This window comes from Streptomyces yaizuensis (genome assembly GCF_034961445.1).
GTDB classification, from domain to species: Bacteria; Actinomycetota; Actinomycetes; order Streptomycetales; family Streptomycetaceae; genus Streptomyces; species Streptomyces yaizuensis.
In genome coordinates this window covers 339239-355657 of sequence record NZ_BSBI01000003.1, presented here as the reverse complement: position 1 = coordinate 355657, position 16419 = coordinate 339239, and the positions used below count along the sequence as shown (strand labels likewise).

Here is a 16419-nt window from a genome sequence, read left to right as displayed (position 1 = left end):
ACACCACTTCTAGTCGGCCGTGCCCCGGGGGACGACCCACTCGGCGGGCTGCCCCGTCGCCTCGGCGATCAGGTCGAAGTCACCGTCGTAGTGCAGCACGGTGAGCCCGTGGCGCTCGGCCGTGGCGGCGACCAGCAGGTCCGGGATGGACAGCGCCCGGTGGTGGCCCTTGTCCGCGCAGATGCCCTGGACCTCGATGGCCCGGGTGACGATCTCGTCGGTCGTCGGAAACCATTCGAAGGCCCGGCGGCGGCTCAGCATCCGCCGGTACTCGTCCCCGTTCCGGGCGCTGTAGAGCATTTCGAGATCGACGATGCCGGACGTGCCCACCAGCCCGCGCAGCAGCCTGGGCTCCAGCGCGGCCCGTACGCCCGGCTTTCCCGCGCGCGCCCACACACTCTTGTCGACCAGATAGCGCGCTACTGCCATGCCGACGCCATGACCTCGGGGTCGGCCAGATCCGGGTACGCGCCCGACGCCAGCTCGTCCAGATGACGCAGCTGCGTCTCCAGGGCCACCAGCCGCCGCAGGGCCTCGTTGACCGTCGCCTTCTTGGTCGCCGTGCCCAGTATGTCCGCCGCCTGTGCCAGCAGCTCGTCATCCAGGTCGATCTGGGTCGTGGTCACAACAGCCTCCCGATCATGTATGCGAATAAAGCCCGGATGCATACATTGACTACGGATTTCAGGATACACCTCTGCGCCGATTCGCCCCATAGGCCGCCCGCCGGGGCGCCCGGAACACGGCCGCGCGGCCATCGGCACGCTTACGCACAGCTCCCTCGTCACCACCCCCGCGACACAACATCTGGGGGGCATCACCACCCATCGCCCCCACATGTATGCTCATCTCGCTGTCGCCGCAGAGGAATCCGGTGTGAATCCGGAACTGTCCCGCAACGGTGTGCCGTGGTGCCTTTGTCGTACCCGCGAGTCCGGACGTCTGCCGACAGTGCGCCCGGTTCGACCGACCCGGGTGCCCAGACGTCCGGGCCTCGCGGTTAGGGCCGGGGACGCCGTCAGGAGCGCTGCCCGCAGTCGGGTACGCGTGCCCTGCGGCCTGCCCGCTCCCCCGCCGGTCCGTGAGCCGAGCGAGGGAGAGCACCACGTGACCATCGCGCCAGCCGATCCGGCCTCCGGTACGACCGAGCAGACCCCGGGGACCACCGTCCCCCAGGCCGCCGGACGGGGCACCGCGCCCGTCCCCGGACAGGGCGAGGAGCCCGGGACCGCACTGCTGCGGACCCTCACCGACCTCACCGCCGATCTGCCGGACACCGACCCGGGCAAGGTCGCCGCCGCCGCCCTGCGCGGCCGGCACCCCGGCTCGGACGCGGCCGGGCTGCGCGCGCTGGCCACGGACGCGGCGGCGGGCCTGATCTCCGAGGACCCCGCCTACTCCCGGCTCGCCGCCCGCCTGCTGACCCGCACCATCGCGGACGAGGCGGCCGGCCAGGGCGCCGTCTCCTTCTCCGCGTCGGTCGCCGTCGGCCACGCCGAGGGCCTGATCGCCGACCGCACCGCCGCCTTCACCGCGCTGCACTCCGCCCGGCTCGACGCGCTGATCGACCCGGCCGCCGACGACCGCTTCGGCTACTTCGGGCTGCGCACCCTCTACAGCCGGTACCTGCTCCGCCACCCGATCACCCGGCAGGTCGTCGAGACCCCGCAGCACTTCATGCTCCGGGTCGCCTGCGGCCTCGCCGAGGACGACAGCACGCGGGCGCTGGACGAGGTCGCCGCGCTGTACGGGCTGATGAGCCGGCTGGACTACCTGCCCTCCTCGCCCACGCTCTTCAACTCGGGCACCCGCCACCCGCAGATGTCCTCCTGCTACCTGCTGGACTCCCCGCAGGACGAGCTGGACTCCATCTACGACCGCTACCACCAGGTCGCCCGGCTCTCCAAGCACGCGGGCGGCATCGGCCTGTCGTACTCCCGGATCCGTTCCCGGGGCTCGCTGATCCGTGGCACGAACGGCCACTCCAACGGCATCGTGCCGTTCCTCAAGACGCTGGACGCCTCGGTCGCGGCCGTGAACCAGGGCGGCCGCCGCAAGGGTGCCGCCGCCGTCTACCTGGAGACCTGGCACGCGGACATCGAGGAGTTCCTGGAGCTGCGCGACAACACCGGCGAGGACGCCCGGCGCACCCACAACCTCAACCTCGCGCACTGGATCCCGGACGAGTTCATGCGCCGGGTCGACGCGGACACCGAGTGGTCCCTCTTCTCCCCCGCCGACGTGCCCGAGCTGGTCGACCTCTGGGGCGACGAGTTCGACGCCGCCTACCGCAAGGCCGAGGCGGCGGGCCTGGCCCGGCGGACCCTGCCCGCGCGGGAGCTGTACGGCCGGATGATGCGCACCCTGGCGCAGACCGGCAACGGCTGGATGACCTTCAAGGACGCGTCCAACCGCACCGCCAACCAGACCGCCCTGCCCGGCCACACGGTCCACTCCTCGAATCTCTGCACCGAGATCCTGGAGGTCACCGACGACGGCGAGACCGCCGTCTGCAACCTCGGCTCGGTCAACCTCGGCGCCTTCGTCAGCGGCGGCGACATCGACTGGGAGCGGCTGGACGCCACCGTGCGCACCGCCGTGACCTTCCTCGACCGGGTCGTGGACATCAACTTCTACCCGACCGAGCAGGCCGGCCGCTCCAACACCAAGTGGCGCCCCGTCGGCCTCGGCGCCATGGGCCTCCAGGACGTCTTCTTCCAGCTGGGGCTGCCCTTCGACGCCCCCGCCGCCCGGGAGCTGTCCACCCGGATCGCCGAGCGGATCATGCTGGCCGCGTACGAGGCGTCCGCCGATCTCGCCGAGCGCAACGGGCCGCTCCCGGCCTGGGAGAAGACCCGGACCGCGCGCGGAGTGCTGCACCCCGACCACTATGGCGTCGAGCGGCACTGGCCCGAGCGCTGGGCCGCGCTGCGCGAGCGGATCGCCGCCACCGGCATGCGCAACTCGCTGCTGCTCGCCATCGCCCCGACCGCGACGATCGCCTCGATCGCCGGTGTGTACGAGTGCATCGAGCCGCAGGTCTCCAACCTCTTCAAGCGCGAGACCCTGTCCGGCGAGTTCCTCCAGGTCAACTCCTACCTGGTGGCCGAGTTGAAGCGACTCGGCGTCTGGGACGCGCAGACCCGGGAGGCGCTGCGCGACGCCAACGGCTCCATCCAGGGCTTCACCTGGGTCCCGGCCGAGGTGCGCGAGCTGTACCGCACGGCGTGGGAGATCCCGCAGCGCGGCCTGATCGACATGGCTGCGGCACGCACCCCGTTCATCGACCAGTCCCAGTCGCTGAACCTCTTCCTGGAGACGCCGACCATCGGGAAGCTCAGCTCGATGTACGCGTACGCCTGGAAGCAGGGGCTGAAGACGACGTACTACCTGCGTTCGCGGCCCGCTACCCGGATCGCGCGGGCCGCGTCCGCCGCGAATTCCGCCGCCGCGCCGGTACCGGTGCAGCAGGCCGCAGCAGACGCGGCCGACGCGGTGGCCTGCTCGCTGGAGAACCCCGAGTCCTGCGACGCCTGCCAGTAGGCAGTGCCCCGCCCGCCCCTCACCCCCACTCCCCTTTCTCTGGAGGACGGCGCCCCCCGCGCCCGATTCGCTATGACCGAAAAGAATCTTCTCGACCCCGGCTTCGAGCTGACGCTCCGCCCGATGCGCTACCCCGACTTCTACGAGCGCTACCGGGACGCCATCAAGAACACCTGGACCGTCGAGGAGGTCGACCTCCACTCCGACGTCGCCGACCTCGCCAAGCTGTCCCCCGGCGAGCAGCATCTGATCGGGCGGCTGGTGGCGTTCTTCGCGACCGGTGACTCGATCGTGGCGAACAACCTGGTGCTGACGCTCTACAAGCACATCAACTCCCCGGAGGCCCGGCTGTACCTCAGCCGGCAGCTCTTCGAGGAGGCGGTGCACGTCCAGTTCTATCTGACCCTGCTGGACACCTACCTCCCCGACCCGGAGGACCGTACGGCCGCCTTCGCGGCCGTCGAGAACATCCCCTCCATCCGGGAGAAGGCGCAGTTCTGCTTCCGCTGGATGGACTCGGTGGAGAAGCTGGACCAGCTGGAGACGCAGGCGGACCGCCGCCGTTTCCTGCTCAATCTGATCTGCTTCGCCGCCTGTATCGAGGGGCTGTTCTTCTACGGGGCCTTCGCCTACGTGTACTGGTTCCGCTCGCGCGGCCTGCTGCACGGCCTGGCCACCGGCACCAACTGGGTCTTCCGGGACGAGACCATGCACATGAACTTCGCGTTCGAGGTCGTGGACACGGTCCGCAAGGAGGAGCCGGAGCTGTTCGACGACGCCCTTCAGCAGCAGGTCACCGACATGCTGCGGGAGGCCGTCGAGGCGGAGCTCCAGTTCGGTCAGGACCTGTGCGGCGACGGTCTGCCGGGCATGAACACCGAGTCCATGCGCGAGTACCTCCAGTGCGTGGCCGACCAGCGGCTGACCCGGCTGGGCTTCGCCCCGGTCTACGGCTCGGAGAACCCGTTCTCCTTCATGGAACTCCAGGGCGTCCAGGAGCTGACGAACTTCTTCGAGCGCCGTCCGTCGGCCTATCAGGTCGCGGTCGAGGGCTCGGTCGGCTTCGACGACGACTTCTAGAGCCGCCCCGGGGGAGGGCGTTGGGCGCTGGACGTTGATCGTTCAACCCCCTAGCGTCCTCCCTCATGGGGAGACATGCCTGGTGGTCCAGGCTTCTGTGGTGGGGGGCGGTGCTGTCGGCGACGGCCGCGGCGCTCCGGTTCGTGTTCGGGCCGGGGATCGCGCACCCCCGGATCGATGTCGTGGTGCTCGGCGGTCTTTCGCTCGTCCTCATGGCCGGCTGGGCGTGGGCCGGGTCGCGGACCCACCCCGGCCCGGGTGTCGCCGCGTCGCTGGAGAAGGTCTCCGACGCGTCCTCCGCACCGCCGCCGCCGAACGGGATCCCGCTGCGGCGGCTGCCGTTCCTCGGCGCGGCCTTCGCCGTGGTCCTGGCCCTCGTCCTGCTGCCGGTCCTCGTCGTCGAGCTGGCCAGCCGCCCGGACGGCGGGGACCTGCGCCGGATATCCGCGATCCAGAAGGCCGGTGCCGAGGTGCGATGGGGACAGATCGTCTCCATCGACAACGCCAGGGACAGCGGGTACACCCCCTACCCGGACCATGACTTCGACCGGGCCGACCTGGTCCTGGAGGTGCCGGGGCCAGGCAGCGAGAAGATCCGGGTGAAGGCCCCGCGCGCCCATGTGCCGTGGAACGACGACGGGAAGAAGGGCGACTGGGTCGAGGTGCTCTACGCCCCGTCGGACCCTGCCGTCGGCGGCTATGTCGACACCCGGGACCGGTTCCTGACCCCGTACGCGGACGACTCCTGGTGGAGCTGGTCCCTGCCCATCGGGGCCGGCTCGCCCACCCTCTTCATCGTGATGTTCCCCGGCGCCGTCGCCCTGGTGGTGCTGGCGTTCCTGTGGCACAAGGAGCGCAGGCTGCTGCGGTCCGACGCCCGCGCGGGCAAGGTGTTCGCGCGCCGGGGCCGGATCACCGGCACCCTGCGCGAGGAGTACCGGGGCCGGCCGTCGGGCGGCGGCGCGGAGACGACCCTGTACCGGCACGGACTACGGATGCGCGTCGAGGACGGCGAGCGGCGGCTCCTCAACACCGCGCAGGTGATGAACCCGCTCGTCTTCGCCTGGGCCGGCCACCGGGACGGCTGGCTGATCGGCAGCCCCCGGTGGGAGGAGCGGCCCGGCTTCCAGTACCTGGCGTTCGTCACCGACGACGGACGGGTGCTGTGGCTGACGGTGGACCGCGAGACCGCTCTGTGGACGAAGAAGCAGGCCACGGTGGAGACCGGCCCCCGGACGGGCCTGCGTCACCACTGGCTGCCCCGGCCGCTCGTGCTCCGGCAGGAACTGCGCCGGCTGGCGTTCTTCGCCCTCGCGTACGGCCTGCTGCTGCCGGTGCTGCTGACGCCGCTGACCAACCTCTGGTCCATCCTCCTGACCATCGGGGCGCTGGCGGCGGGTCTGGCGGGCGCCTTCCGCGGCGAACGGGCGGGCGAGACGCCCTACTGGAAGCAGCGGTAGCGGGACGCCGAGGGCCCGGTGCGGATGCCGCACCGGGCCCTCGGTCCACCGTCCTCGCGGATCGGCTCAGTCGTGTCAGTCGTCTCAGTCGTTCGGGACGACCTCGTAGCGCGGGGTCCCCTCGGCCATCTGCCGCAGCGCGTCCTTGCGGTCCCGCTTGGAGAGCCGGTCGATGTAGAGCCGCCCGTAGAGGTGGTCGGTCTCGTGCTGGAGGCAGCGGGCGAAGTAGCCGGTGCCCCGGAGCTTCACCGGGTTGCCGTCCAGGTCCACCCCGCTGACCTCGGCGTAGTCCGGGCGGGCCAGCTCCGCGTACGCGGTCGGCACCGACAGGCAGCCCTCGTTGGAGCTGTCCAGGACCCGGCGCTCGGGCGGCAGCTCGGCGAGGACCGGGTTGATGATGTAGCCGGTGTGGCGGACGCCGTCGTCGTCGGGGCAGTCGTAGACGAAGACCTTGCGGTCCACGCCGATCTGGTTGGCCGCGAGGCCGACGCCCTCGGCCGTGTGCTGGCTCGCGAACATGTCGTCGACGAGCCGGGCGAGGCCGGCGTCGAACTCGGTCACGTCCTGGCACTCCTGGTGCAGCACCGGGTTGCCCACGACCGTGATGGGGTGCGAGGTGCCCCGCTCCCGGTGGGCGAGTTCACGCGCCTCGCAGTCCTCCGTGTCCACGACGAATCCCTCGTCGTCCACGGCAAAGGTCCCCGTGACCTGCTGGTCAGTCTCCTGCTGCGACGCCATGTCTGCCGTACGCCTTCCTCGGTCCTCGGTATGTCGGTACGTCCACGGCCGGTGACCCTGCGTGTCCTGCCATCGGCCGGGTCATCCGCCGCCCGTACAGCCTACGGGCACTCCTCGGGGAAACGTCAGCCGAAGCCCGGGGAGGGCCCACCGGCGATCAGCAGACCTCTTCGAGATCCCGCCACTCCCGTGTGTCCGGACTGTCGGCGACCCAGCCGTCGAGCAGTCCGCGCACCAGGGAGGCGGGGGCGGCTATCCCGCATTCGCGCTCCGCCGACCACTGCTCCCCGGAGGTGCGGTGCCCGAGCGGCCCGGGGTGGCCCGGCTCGCTGTGGTCGTGCGGATCCAGGTGCTCGCCCTCGCCCTCCGCGCTCGGCATGCGGCTCTCCGAGCAGGAGCGGCAGAGCAGCCGTACCGACGAGGACCAGTCCTCGGCGGCGCAGCCCGCGTCGGAGGCCAGCCGTTCCAGGGCGTCCCGGTCGGCCTCGGTGGCGGCCTCCAGGAGCACCACCCAGGTGGGTACGGGTGAGGGCGCCCAGAGTTCGATCTCGTCGAAGACGGGGTAGGAGGGGCCGGCGGTCGTGGTCCGCTCCCCGTTGGGCACGCCGTCGTGCAGGACGACCTCGCCCCAGCGGCGGCCGGAGGACGGCAGCGGGATGGAGAGCACTTCCATCCGGGCCGGGTCGAGCCGGCGGCCCCAGACCACCTCGGCCTCGCCCTCCGGGGAGAGCCGGACGGCGGCGCTGCCCAGGTCCATGGCGAGCGGCGCGCCGTCGGGGGCCGCGCCCACGCCACCGGTGCGGGTGGGGACGCCGGGCACCTTCAGCCCGTACGCCTGCCAGGCGCGGCGGGCGAGCGGCCAGTCCTGGAGGGCGGTGGCCGCGATGCCCACGTTCCACCAGTCCGGGGCGCCGCCGCTCCTGTCGAGGAGGGCCACGGCCCGCAGCCCGGCGGCGCGCGCCTGCTCCCAGTCATGGCGGAATTTGTGCAGCAGGGCGAGGTTGAACCAGGACTCGGAGAGCCAGGGCTCCAGATCCGCCGCTCTGGTCAGCAGCGCGCCCGCGTCCTCGTAACGCCCGTCGCCGATCAGCGTGAACGCGCGGTCGGTTGCCTGCCGCCACGAGGCGGACGGCCGGTGCCGTACCTTCCCGAAGATCTTCACGATAACCGCCTGCCGGTCGTTCGGGTGATGTTCCCGGACGCTGTTGGTGTGCTTCCTGACGTTCGTTCGTGTGTCCGCTTGACGCTGGTCGATGCCTCTCTTCGCATCCAACCATGCCCGCCTTGAGGCTGACTCATTACCCATGGGTTACCCCGCTGGAGCGCATGCCGGAACCTCAGGACGCGGGGGTCAGGGGGGTCAGCGGGGGGTGTCGCCGGTGCGGCCCTTCGGCGGCCCGGGGCGCGGGCCGGCGGCCGGATCCCCGTAGTCGCGCGGCATCGCCCGCTCCGCCCCCAGGGAACGCAGGGTTCCAAATGTGCGGGCCGCCCCGCCGGCCGTGGCCTGCCAGGGCCCCTCCGCCCCGGGGCCGCCCCGGGCCAGCACCCTGGCCAGCGCCTCCACGACCTCGCGCTGGTACTCCCGCCCGCTGCCGTGGCGCAGCCGCTCCAGCGCCCCGGACGGGCCGGTCGCCGGGTCCGCCGCCAGATCGTCGTACGCGTTGACCGCGCGGACGATCCGGGCGGGCAGCGGCTGCTCCCCGCAGGGGTCCGCCTGCCGCTCCACGACCACGGCGACCTCGGCGGGGACACCGGTCTGCCGGACCACGGCCCCGCCGAGCCGGGCGATCCTGCGCTGCTCGGCGGCCGGGAGCGGCGCGGTGGCCCCGGCGGGCACCGGGTCGACCAGGGAGAGCTGGCCGATGTCGTGCATGAGGGCCGCGTACTCCAGGACGGTCAGGTCCTGGCCGGTCAGCCTCAGCTCCCGGCCGACGGCGCAGCTCAGCGCGGCGACCCGGCGGGAGTGGCCGGGCGGGGTGTAGCCGGCGATCTCGGTGGAGCGGGAGAGGGAGGCGATGGTCTGCCGGTAGACGGCGCGGACGGCCTCGTACCGCCGGAAGGAGAGCTGGGTGAGGAGCAGGGGTACGCAGAAGACGGGCAGGGCCCACAGTCCGGCGACGGCGACGGCGAGCGCGATGACGGCGCCGGTGGCGCAGACGGCGGTGCCGATGCCGGGCAGGGCGCGCAGCTCGTCCCGGAGCAGGGCCCCGTAGGGGAATCCGGTGCGGGCCCGGAGCAGGAAGGCGGCGAGGAGGGCGCCGTACAGGGCCGTCAGGACGGTGAGGACCAGCAGGAACAGGGCGTACGAGGCTCCGCGCGCCCAGGGGACCAGCTCGCCGGAGTTGTAGATCGGCTGGAAGCAGACGGCGGCGAAGGTGCCGCACAGGACGCGCCGGACGGCGTGGTCGAGGGCGGGGCCGGCCTCGGCGGGCGGGCCGAGCAGCCGGGGCACGGCACCGGCGAGCGCCCCGGCGGCGACGACGGCGGTGACCTGGAGGACGCCGTGTCCGGTGGGGGTGCCGCCGCATTCGCCGAGGAGGGCGTAGGCGAGGGCACCGGCGGCGCCGAGCGGGGCGGTCTCGTGCCCGCCGGGGGCGGCGGCGCAGCGCGTCAGCTCGCCGACGACGATCAGGGTGGCGAAGGCGAGGGCCTTGCCGGGTTCGTGGAAGCCGTCACGCACGGTGAGCACGACGGCGGTGGCGACCAGGAGCGCGGTGGAGATGTGGACGAGGAGGACGACGGCGGGTCCGGGGCGGGGGCGGCGGTGGCGGGCCCGGTGGCGGCCCCCGCCCGGGGCGGCGCGGGTCACGCGGTGCCGCCCCGGGTGGGGGTGCGGCCCGCGAGCCGTACCGGCTGGGAGGGGATGGCGCCCCGGGCGCCCGTGCCCCCGGCGGGGGCGTCGGTGCCGTCGGCGTCGTCACCGGCGGTGACCTCGGTCTCCCAGCCGTGCCGCTCCAGGGCCCGGACGAGTGCGGCGACCATCTCGGGGTCGAACTGGGTGCCCGCGCAGCGCCGCAGCTCGTCCAGGGCGACGGACACCGGCCGGGCCCGGGAGTAGGAGCGGGTGGAGGTCATCGCGTCGAAGGCGTCGGCCACGGCGACCACCCGGGCGAAGGCGGGGATGCGCGGCCCGGCGAGGCCGCAGGGGTAGCCGGTGCCGTCCATGCGTTCGTGGTGGTGCAGGATCGCGGCCCTGGCCTCGTCGAGGAAGCCGATGCCGCGCACGATCTCGTGGCCGTACTCGGGGTGGAGCTGGATCACCCGGCGCTCGTCGGGGGTGAGCGGCCCGTCCTTGCGCAGCACCCGGGTGGGGACGCCCAGCTTGCCGACGTCGTGGAGGATCCCGGCGAAGCGGATGACCTCGGTGCGGCGTTCGTCCCAGTCCAGTTCGCGGGCGATGAGGACGGAGGCGCGGCCGACGCGCTCGCTGTGGCCCCGGGTGTAGCGGTCCTTGAGGTCGACGGCCTGCACCAGGGCCCGGATGGTGGCCTGGTGGGCGAAGCGCTCGCGGTGGTACTGGGCGAAGAGCCAGCAGGAGATGTACATCGGCAGCAGGACGAAGAGCGCGGAGACGGGCCCGTACGGACTGGTCCAGAGCACCGCCATCATCAGCCCGGCGAGGCCGTGGACCAGATGGGGGACGAGGGAGCGCAGGAGCAGCCCGCGCCAGGCGGTGCGGGCGGGCTGCCGTTCGGCGGTGGCGAGGATGCCCGCTTCGAGGATCGTCAGGACCAGGCAGAAGGTGACGGCGGCCGCGGCGGCGGGGAGCAGCGCGTAGGGAAACTCAGACCCACCGGCACCGTCGGCGCCACCCGTGCCGCTCCCGCCGCCGAGTGCCGCCTCGCCGCCGAGGAGGGCATCGGTGGCGGCGGCGCTCCAGGTGGCCAGGGCGAGCTGGGCGGCCCGCCAGATCCTGCGGACGGCGACGGGGCTGCCGGTGACCTGTCCGAGCAGGGCCCCGGGCACGGCGACGAGCGCGGCGGCGGCGGGGGGCAGCAGGAAGGCCGCCGCCAGCAGCACGGGGAAGAAGGATCCGGCGTTCACCGGCATCGCGGGACCCAGATGCCGGCAGCGGGAGGGCAGCTCGCACCCCGCGTAGAGCGCGGCGAGCAGGGCCGGCACGCCCCAGCCGGCGGGGGTCTGCTGCCAGAGCGCGGGCAGTGCGCACGCCACCGCGCAGAGCGCCCCGCAGAGAATGTACGCGCGTGCCGTCGCCGGTACGGACCTCACGGCGCCGCCCCCCTTCACATCTCGCGCGTCACGCTAGCGAGTTGAGGAGGGAGGTGCGGCTGCGTCGGCCGTTGTTCGCACAGACGAGTGACAGCCGCTGCGTACGAAGAGGGGGTGTCGCGTCAGCCGCGGCCGGTCCGACTCATACAGTCGTACAGCCGTACGGCGTACGATCACTCGACCCCGGGGGCCTCCGCCCGGACGGGGGTCTCCGTGCCGGGTCCGGCGGTGACGTCCCCGTCGGGGACGGCCTGGCCGGAGCGGATCAGATCGATCCGGCCCATGACCTTCGACCGCAGGTCGGAGGGGACGTCGTCATGACCGCAGCACCGCTTGACCAGCTTCTTGACGGCCTGCTCCAGGCCGTACTTCTCCAGGCAGGGCGAGCATTCCTCGAAGTGCGACTCGAACTTGGTGCAGTCGCCTTCGGGCATCTCCCGGTCGAGGAACTCATAGAGATGGTCGAGCACCTCCGAGCAGTCCGTCTCGTGCGGCTCTTCGCAGCTCATGAGCCCGAACCTTTCGCTTCGTCCGACTCCCCCGCGCCGGCGGGGACGAGCCCGCGCTCACGCGCGTAGTCCTCCAGCATGCCGCGCAGCTGGCGACGGCCGCGGTGCAGGCGGGACATCACCGTACCGATGGGGGTACCCATGATGTCCGCGATCTCCTTGTAGGCAAAGCCTTCGACGTCCGCGAGATAGACGGCGATGCGGAACTCCTCCGGGATCGCCTGGAGCGCGGACTTCACATCGGAGTCGGGAAGGTGGTCGAGGGCCTGGGACTCGGCGGAGCGCAGCCCGGTCGACATGTGCGACTCGGCGCGGGCGAGCTGCCAGTCCTCGATCTCCTCGGCGGCGCTGCGCTGGGGCTCGCGCTGCTTCTTCCGGTACGAGTTGATGAAGGTGTTGGTCAGGATCCGGTACAGCCACGCCTTGAGGTTGGTGCCCTCGCGGAACTGGTGGAAGGAGCCGTACGCCTTGGCGAAGGTCTCCTGCACCAGGTCCTCGGCGTCGGCGGGGTTGCGCGTCATGCGCAGCGCCGCGGAGTACATCTGGTCGAGGTAACCGAGAGCGTCCCGCTCGAAGCGGGCGTTGCGCTCGGCAGCCGTCTCCGCGGGCTGTGCCGTCTGGCCGTCTTCGGTCCCAGTGACCGGACCCACCTCCTCCAACGCTCCGGGCCCGGGTGCGGACCCGCTCGTTTCGGAGAATAGTCGACCTTCGGCCCCGGGCCCCTGTCGATCGACGCCGCCCGGCGCCCGGCGCGGGGCCGTCCGCGCCGCCGTGAGCACGGTCCACTCCAGATCGGCGGTACGCGTGCGGCGGGGGCAGATGGTCGAACCCATGCGCGGGACTCCCTACTCCATGCTCTGCTGCTGACGTCCTGACACTCGCTGCAACAGAGCGGGACGCGCGGTCATTCCCCGGGCGACCGGGTCCAGGCCAGGACGGCGTCTGTGATCGTTGTCACGGTCTGCCGCTCGGTGATACCCGCCCGCTTGGGGACGGCGAAGCCGTGGTCCGCCCCGGCCACCGCCACCAGCCCGTACGGCCCTTCGGGGAACTCGTCGGGCCTGCCGAACGGGTCGCCGTCGCCCTGGACGACGAGGGTGGGCAGCCCCGTGCCGAGGAGTTCGTCCGCGCGGGAGCGCTCGGGGCGGCCGGGCGGGTGAAGGGGGAAGGAGAGCGCGAGCACGGCGGCGGCGCCCAGCTCCCGGCCGGTGCGACAGGCGACCCGGGCGCCCGCGCTGCGGCCGCCGGCGACGACGGGCAGGCCGTGGGCACCGCCGAGCAGGGCGGGCCACAGGCCGCGCCAGGCGGTGTCGAGGGTGGCGGGGGCGGGGGCGACCTTCTTTCCGGCGACCCGCCAGGGCTGCTCCACGAGGGCGACGGTGACGCCGTCGGCGGGGAGGACGGCGGCGAGGCCGAGCAGGTCGCGGGTGGCGGTGCCGCCGCCGGCGCCGTGACCGAGGGCGAGGACGAGCCGGGGGCGGGCGGCCGGGTACCAGGCGATCCGGGCGGGCCCGGGGGTCCCGGTGTCGACGGTCTCGACCGCTGCGGGGGGTCCGGGGACGGCGCCGGGTTCGGGGGCGGGGCCCGGGGTGCGCGAGGGGGTCACGGGGCCATCCTGCCGTGCCAGGTACGGGGGTGGGGGGCCCGGGGGCGGCCGTGTCGGTCGCCCGTGTCGGTCGCCGCCCCCGGGCCGCCGCCCGTGCGCCCCTTCGGGAAGGTCGGGGTTCAGAAGAGGGTGCCCTCCTCCGGCCCCTCCAGCTCCGTCAGCAGCTCCGGCCCGTTGTTGCGGACGTTGCTGACCGCCGTGCCGACCGGGTACGCCCGCATCAGCCCCTCCGGCGGCGGCCGGAGCAGCGACTGGAGCAGTTCCGGTTCCGTGACCGCCGGATCCAGCCAGGCGTCCCAGCGGTCGGGGGTGAGCATCAGCGGCATCCGGGGGTGGATGTCGGCCAGCGAGCGCGGGCCCTCGGCCGGCGCCACCCCGAGCGGCCCGGTCTCCGCCTCGGTGGTCAGCACCGTGCAGGTCGCCCACCACGCCCTGGGGTGCCCGTCCGGCAGGGTCCGGTCCCGCCAGAACTCGTACAGGCCCGCCATCGCGAGGACCGAGCCGTCCGCCGGGGTGACGAAGTAGGGCTGCTTGCGGGCGCGTTTGCGCCGGCCCTGCTCCTCCAGCTCCCGTTCCCCGGCCTCGGTCACCCACTCGTAATAGCCGTCGGCGGGCACGATGCACCGCCGGGCGGTGAAGGCGGCGCGGAAGGACGGCTTCTCGTGCACCGTCTCGGAGCGGGCGTTGATCATCCGGGCGGCACCCTCGGGGGTCTTCGCCCAGGACGGCACCAGACCCCAGCGCAGCGGACGGAGCTGGCGAACCGGACGACGGTCCTCCGCGTCTTTCAGAGGGCGTTCCAGGATCGCGTGGACCTCCTTGGTGGGGGCCACGTTCCAGTCGGGGGCCAGCGTCTCCTCGGGCTCCCAGGCCCCGACGCCGAAGATGTCCACCAGGTCCTCCGGCCGACGACTGGCCGCATACCGTCCACACATGAGTGCCACACTGCCACTCCCGCCCGCCGCACAAGGAGCCGCCCCAGAAATGGAAAGCACTCATTCCGCTTTTACGCTCGGCAGCGCGTCCGTCGGCGGGCTCTGGGACCGGCTCACCGGCACCCAGCCGCCCCCGGAGACCTGGCTCGTCGTGGCGACGGCCCTGCTCGCCCTCGCCGCCGTGGGGCCCCGGCCCCTGTGGCTCCTCTCGCGCAACGCCATCACCATCGCCCACGAGGGCGGCCACGGGCTGATGGCCCTGGTCAGCGGCCGCACCCTGGAGGGCATACGGCTGCACTCCGACACCAGCGGACTGACCGTGAGCCGGGGCCGGCCGACCGGGTTCGGCATGATCCTCACGGCCGCCGCCGGCTACACCGCGCCACCGCTGCTCGGCCTCGGCGGCGCCTGGCTGCTCGCGTCGGGCCGCGTCACCCTGCTCCTCTGGGCGGCCACGGCCCTGCTGCTCGCCCTGCTGGTGATGGTCCGCAACGCGTACGGGGTGCTCACCGTGGTGCTCACCGGCGCCGCGTTCCTGCTGGTCTCCTGGCTGGCCGGCCCCGAACCGCAGGCCGCGTTCGCGTACACGGCGGTCTGGTTCCTGCTGCTGGGCGGGGTACGGCCCGCCTTCGAGCTCCAGGCCAAGCGGAGGCACGGCGGCGCCCCGGACTCGGACGCGGACCAGCTCGCCCGGCTCACCCACGCGCCCGCCGGGCTCTGGCTGCTGGTCTTCCACGTGGTGTCGCTCACCTCGCTGATCGGCGGCGGCACCTGGCTGCTGGACCTCTAGGCCGCCTCTTACGGATCCTGCTGAGGCTCGCGCCCCGGAGCCGGCCCCGTACCCCGTACCGGAATCGCCCGGTGATCACCCGGGCCCACCGGCCGGTCACCCCGCGTCATCGCTCCCTATCACTCCTGGATTACGCCCCGGTTTCGGCGTATTTGATCAAGATCGCGGCCTCCGGCGAGCCACTAAAGTAAGGCTCATGACCGAAGCTCCCGTGCACCCCGCCCTCTGGCCCGCCCCCTACGCGACCGGAGCCGTCGACGCGACGGTGACCGTGCCCGGATCGAAATCGGTCACCAACCGTGCCCTGGTGCTGGCCGCCCTCGCCGCCGAGCCCGGCTGGCTGCGCCGCCCGCTGCGCTCCCGCGACAGCCTGCTGATGGCCCAGGCCCTGCGCGCCCTCGGCGTCGGCATCGAGGAGGGCGTCGGCCCCGACGGCGAGGGCGAGGCCTGGCGCGTCATCCCCGCCGGTCTGCACGGCCCCGCCGCCGTCGACGTCGGCAACGCGGGCACCGTGATGCGCTTCCTCCCGCCCGTCGCCACCCTCGCCGACGGCCCCGTCCGCTTCGACGGCGACCCCCGCTCCCACGAGCGCCCCCTCCACGGCGTGATCGACGCGCTGCGCGCACTCGGCGCCCGGATCGACGACGACGGCCGCGGCGCCCTGCCGATGACCGTCCACGGCAGCGGCGCCCTCGACGGGGGTGCGGTCGAGATAGACGCCTCCTCGTCCTCGCAGTTCGTCTCCGCCCTGCTGCTCTCCGCCCCCCGCTTCAACCAGGGCGTCGAGGTCCGCCACACGGGCGACCGGCTGCCCTCGATGCCGCACATCCGGATGACCGTCGACATGCTGCGCGCGGTCGGCGCCCAGGTCGACGAGCCGGAGACCGGCGGCGAGCCCAATGTCTGGCGGGTCTCCCCCTCGGCCGTGCTCGGCCGGGACATCACCATCGAGCCCGACCTCTCCAACGCGCAGCCCTTCCTCGCCGCCGCGCTGATCACCGGCGGCCGGGTCACCATCCCCGACTGGCCCCGGCGCACCACCCAGCCCGGCGACGCGCTGCGCGAGATCTTCACCGGGATGGGCGGCTCCTGCGAGCTGACGGAGACCGGTCTGACCTTCACCGGCACCGGAAAGATCCACGGCATCGACGTGGACCTGAGCGAGGTCGGCGAGCTGACCCCGGGCATCGCGGCCGTCGCCGCCCTCGCGGACTCCCCCTCCACCCTGCGCGGCGTGGCCCATCTGCGACTCCACGAGACCGACCGGCTGGCGGCGCTCACGAACGAGATCAACGGGCTCGGCGGCGAGGTGACGGAGACCGAGGACGGTCTGCACATCCGGCCGCGCGCGCTGCACGGCGGCGTCTTCCACACCTACGACGACCACCGCATGGCGACCGCCGGAGCGATCATCGGCCTCGCCGTCGAGGGCGTGGAGATCGAGAACGTGGCGACCACCGCGAAGACCCTCCCCGACTTCCCCCGGATGTGGACAACCATGCTCGGGGCGGAAAGCTGAACGGGGCCT

General features: G+C 72.9%; 15 protein-coding genes and 1 riboswitch. Of the genes, 5 read left to right on the top strand and 10 right to left on the bottom strand.

The features are described from left to right. Positions 1 to 9: 9 nt before the first annotated feature. Together SYYSPA8_RS09850 and SYYSPA8_RS09845 are read right to left on the bottom strand one after the other, a co-directional pair. A complete protein-coding gene (locus SYYSPA8_RS09850; protein ID WP_323446644.1) occupies positions 10 to 429 on the bottom strand; it encodes a PIN domain nuclease in 420 nt (139 codons plus the stop codon). After that, entirely contained in the window at positions 420 to 626 is a 207-nt protein-coding gene (locus SYYSPA8_RS09845) for a type II toxin-antitoxin system VapB family antitoxin (protein ID WP_323446643.1), read from the bottom strand. Before SYYSPA8_RS09845 ends, SYYSPA8_RS09850 begins: the two co-directional genes overlap by 10 nt. A 214-nt stretch (positions 627 to 840) precedes the next feature. Next, positions 841 to 964: riboswitch (cobalamin riboswitch) on the top strand. Positions 965 to 1107: 143 nt separating this feature from the next. Between SYYSPA8_RS09845 and SYYSPA8_RS09840 the strand changes: the two genes are divergently transcribed. The 3 genes from SYYSPA8_RS09840 (at position 1108) to SYYSPA8_RS09830 (ending at position 6083) form a co-directional block, all read left to right on the top strand. Then, positions 1108 to 3543, top strand: coding sequence for a ribonucleoside-diphosphate reductase subunit alpha (locus SYYSPA8_RS09840; protein WP_407705954.1), 2436 nt, complete (start codon positions 1108 to 1110; stop codon positions 3541 to 3543). Between the two features lie 72 nt (positions 3544 to 3615). Continuing rightward, on the top strand, positions 3616 to 4623 hold the full coding sequence (locus SYYSPA8_RS09835; protein ID WP_323446642.1) for a ribonucleotide-diphosphate reductase subunit beta: 1008 nt from the start codon (positions 3616 to 3618) through the stop codon (positions 4621 to 4623). A gap of 65 nt (positions 4624 to 4688) precedes the next feature. Then, on the top strand, positions 4689 to 6083 hold the full coding sequence (locus SYYSPA8_RS09830) for a hypothetical protein (RefSeq protein WP_323446641.1): 1395 nt from the start codon (positions 4689 to 4691) through the stop codon (positions 6081 to 6083). 84 nt (positions 6084 to 6167) lie between these two features. Here the strand turns inward: SYYSPA8_RS09830 and def are convergent, their stop codons facing one another. The 8 genes from def to SYYSPA8_RS09790 all read right to left on the bottom strand — a co-directional run bounded on the left by def (position 6168) and on the right by SYYSPA8_RS09790 (position 14101). After that, positions 6168 to 6821, bottom strand: coding sequence for a peptide deformylase (def, locus tag SYYSPA8_RS09825; RefSeq protein WP_323446640.1), 654 nt, complete (start codon positions 6819 to 6821; stop codon positions 6168 to 6170). A gap of 157 nt (positions 6822 to 6978) precedes the next feature. Further along, positions 6979 to 7983 (bottom strand): hypothetical protein, encoded by a 1005-nt coding sequence (locus tag SYYSPA8_RS09820; RefSeq protein ID WP_323446639.1) that lies wholly within the window; start codon positions 7981 to 7983, stop codon positions 6979 to 6981. Positions 7984 to 8181: 198 nt separating this feature from the next. Continuing rightward, a complete protein-coding gene (locus tag SYYSPA8_RS09815) occupies positions 8182 to 9630 on the bottom strand; it encodes an HD-GYP domain-containing protein (protein ID WP_407705953.1) in 1449 nt (482 codons plus the stop codon). Next, on the bottom strand, positions 9627 to 11051 hold the full coding sequence (locus SYYSPA8_RS09810) for an HD-GYP domain-containing protein (protein WP_323446638.1): 1425 nt from the start codon (positions 11049 to 11051) through the stop codon (positions 9627 to 9629). The genes SYYSPA8_RS09815 and SYYSPA8_RS09810 overlap by 4 nt, the downstream gene beginning before the upstream one ends. Positions 11052 to 11224: 173 nt before the next feature. Continuing rightward, positions 11225 to 11560 carry a mycothiol system anti-sigma-R factor gene (rsrA, locus tag SYYSPA8_RS09805; RefSeq protein ID WP_323446637.1) on the bottom strand — a complete coding sequence of 112 codons (336 nt, stop codon included), beginning with the start codon at positions 11558 to 11560 and terminating at the stop codon, positions 11225 to 11227. Beyond that, positions 11557 to 12210, bottom strand: coding sequence for a sigma-70 family RNA polymerase sigma factor (locus SYYSPA8_RS09800; protein WP_323446636.1), 654 nt, complete (start codon positions 12208 to 12210; stop codon positions 11557 to 11559). The genes rsrA and SYYSPA8_RS09800 overlap by 4 nt, the downstream gene beginning before the upstream one ends. A 254-nt stretch (positions 12211 to 12464) precedes the next feature. Further along, positions 12465 to 13061 carry an alpha/beta hydrolase family protein gene (locus tag SYYSPA8_RS09795; protein WP_323446913.1) on the bottom strand — a complete coding sequence of 199 codons (597 nt, stop codon included), beginning with the start codon at positions 13059 to 13061 and terminating at the stop codon, positions 12465 to 12467. Positions 13062 to 13285: 224 nt separating this feature from the next. Next, complete coding sequence (locus tag SYYSPA8_RS09790; RefSeq protein ID WP_323446635.1) at positions 13286 to 14101, bottom strand: SOS response-associated peptidase; 816 nt, start codon at positions 14099 to 14101, stop codon at positions 13286 to 13288. Positions 14102 to 14150: 49 nt separating this feature from the next. Between SYYSPA8_RS09790 and SYYSPA8_RS09785 the strand changes: the two genes are divergently transcribed. After that, the gene (locus SYYSPA8_RS09785; protein ID WP_323446634.1) at positions 14151 to 14891 is read left to right on the top strand and encodes a M50 family metallopeptidase; all 741 of its coding nucleotides are present in this window, start codon (positions 14151 to 14153) and stop codon (positions 14889 to 14891) included. Between the two features lie 196 nt (positions 14892 to 15087). Continuing rightward, positions 15088 to 16410, top strand: a complete 1323-nt coding sequence (gene aroA / locus SYYSPA8_RS09780) for a 3-phosphoshikimate 1-carboxyvinyltransferase (protein WP_323446633.1) — start codon at positions 15088 to 15090, stop codon at positions 16408 to 16410. The last annotated feature ends 9 nt before the right edge of the window (positions 16411 to 16419 follow it).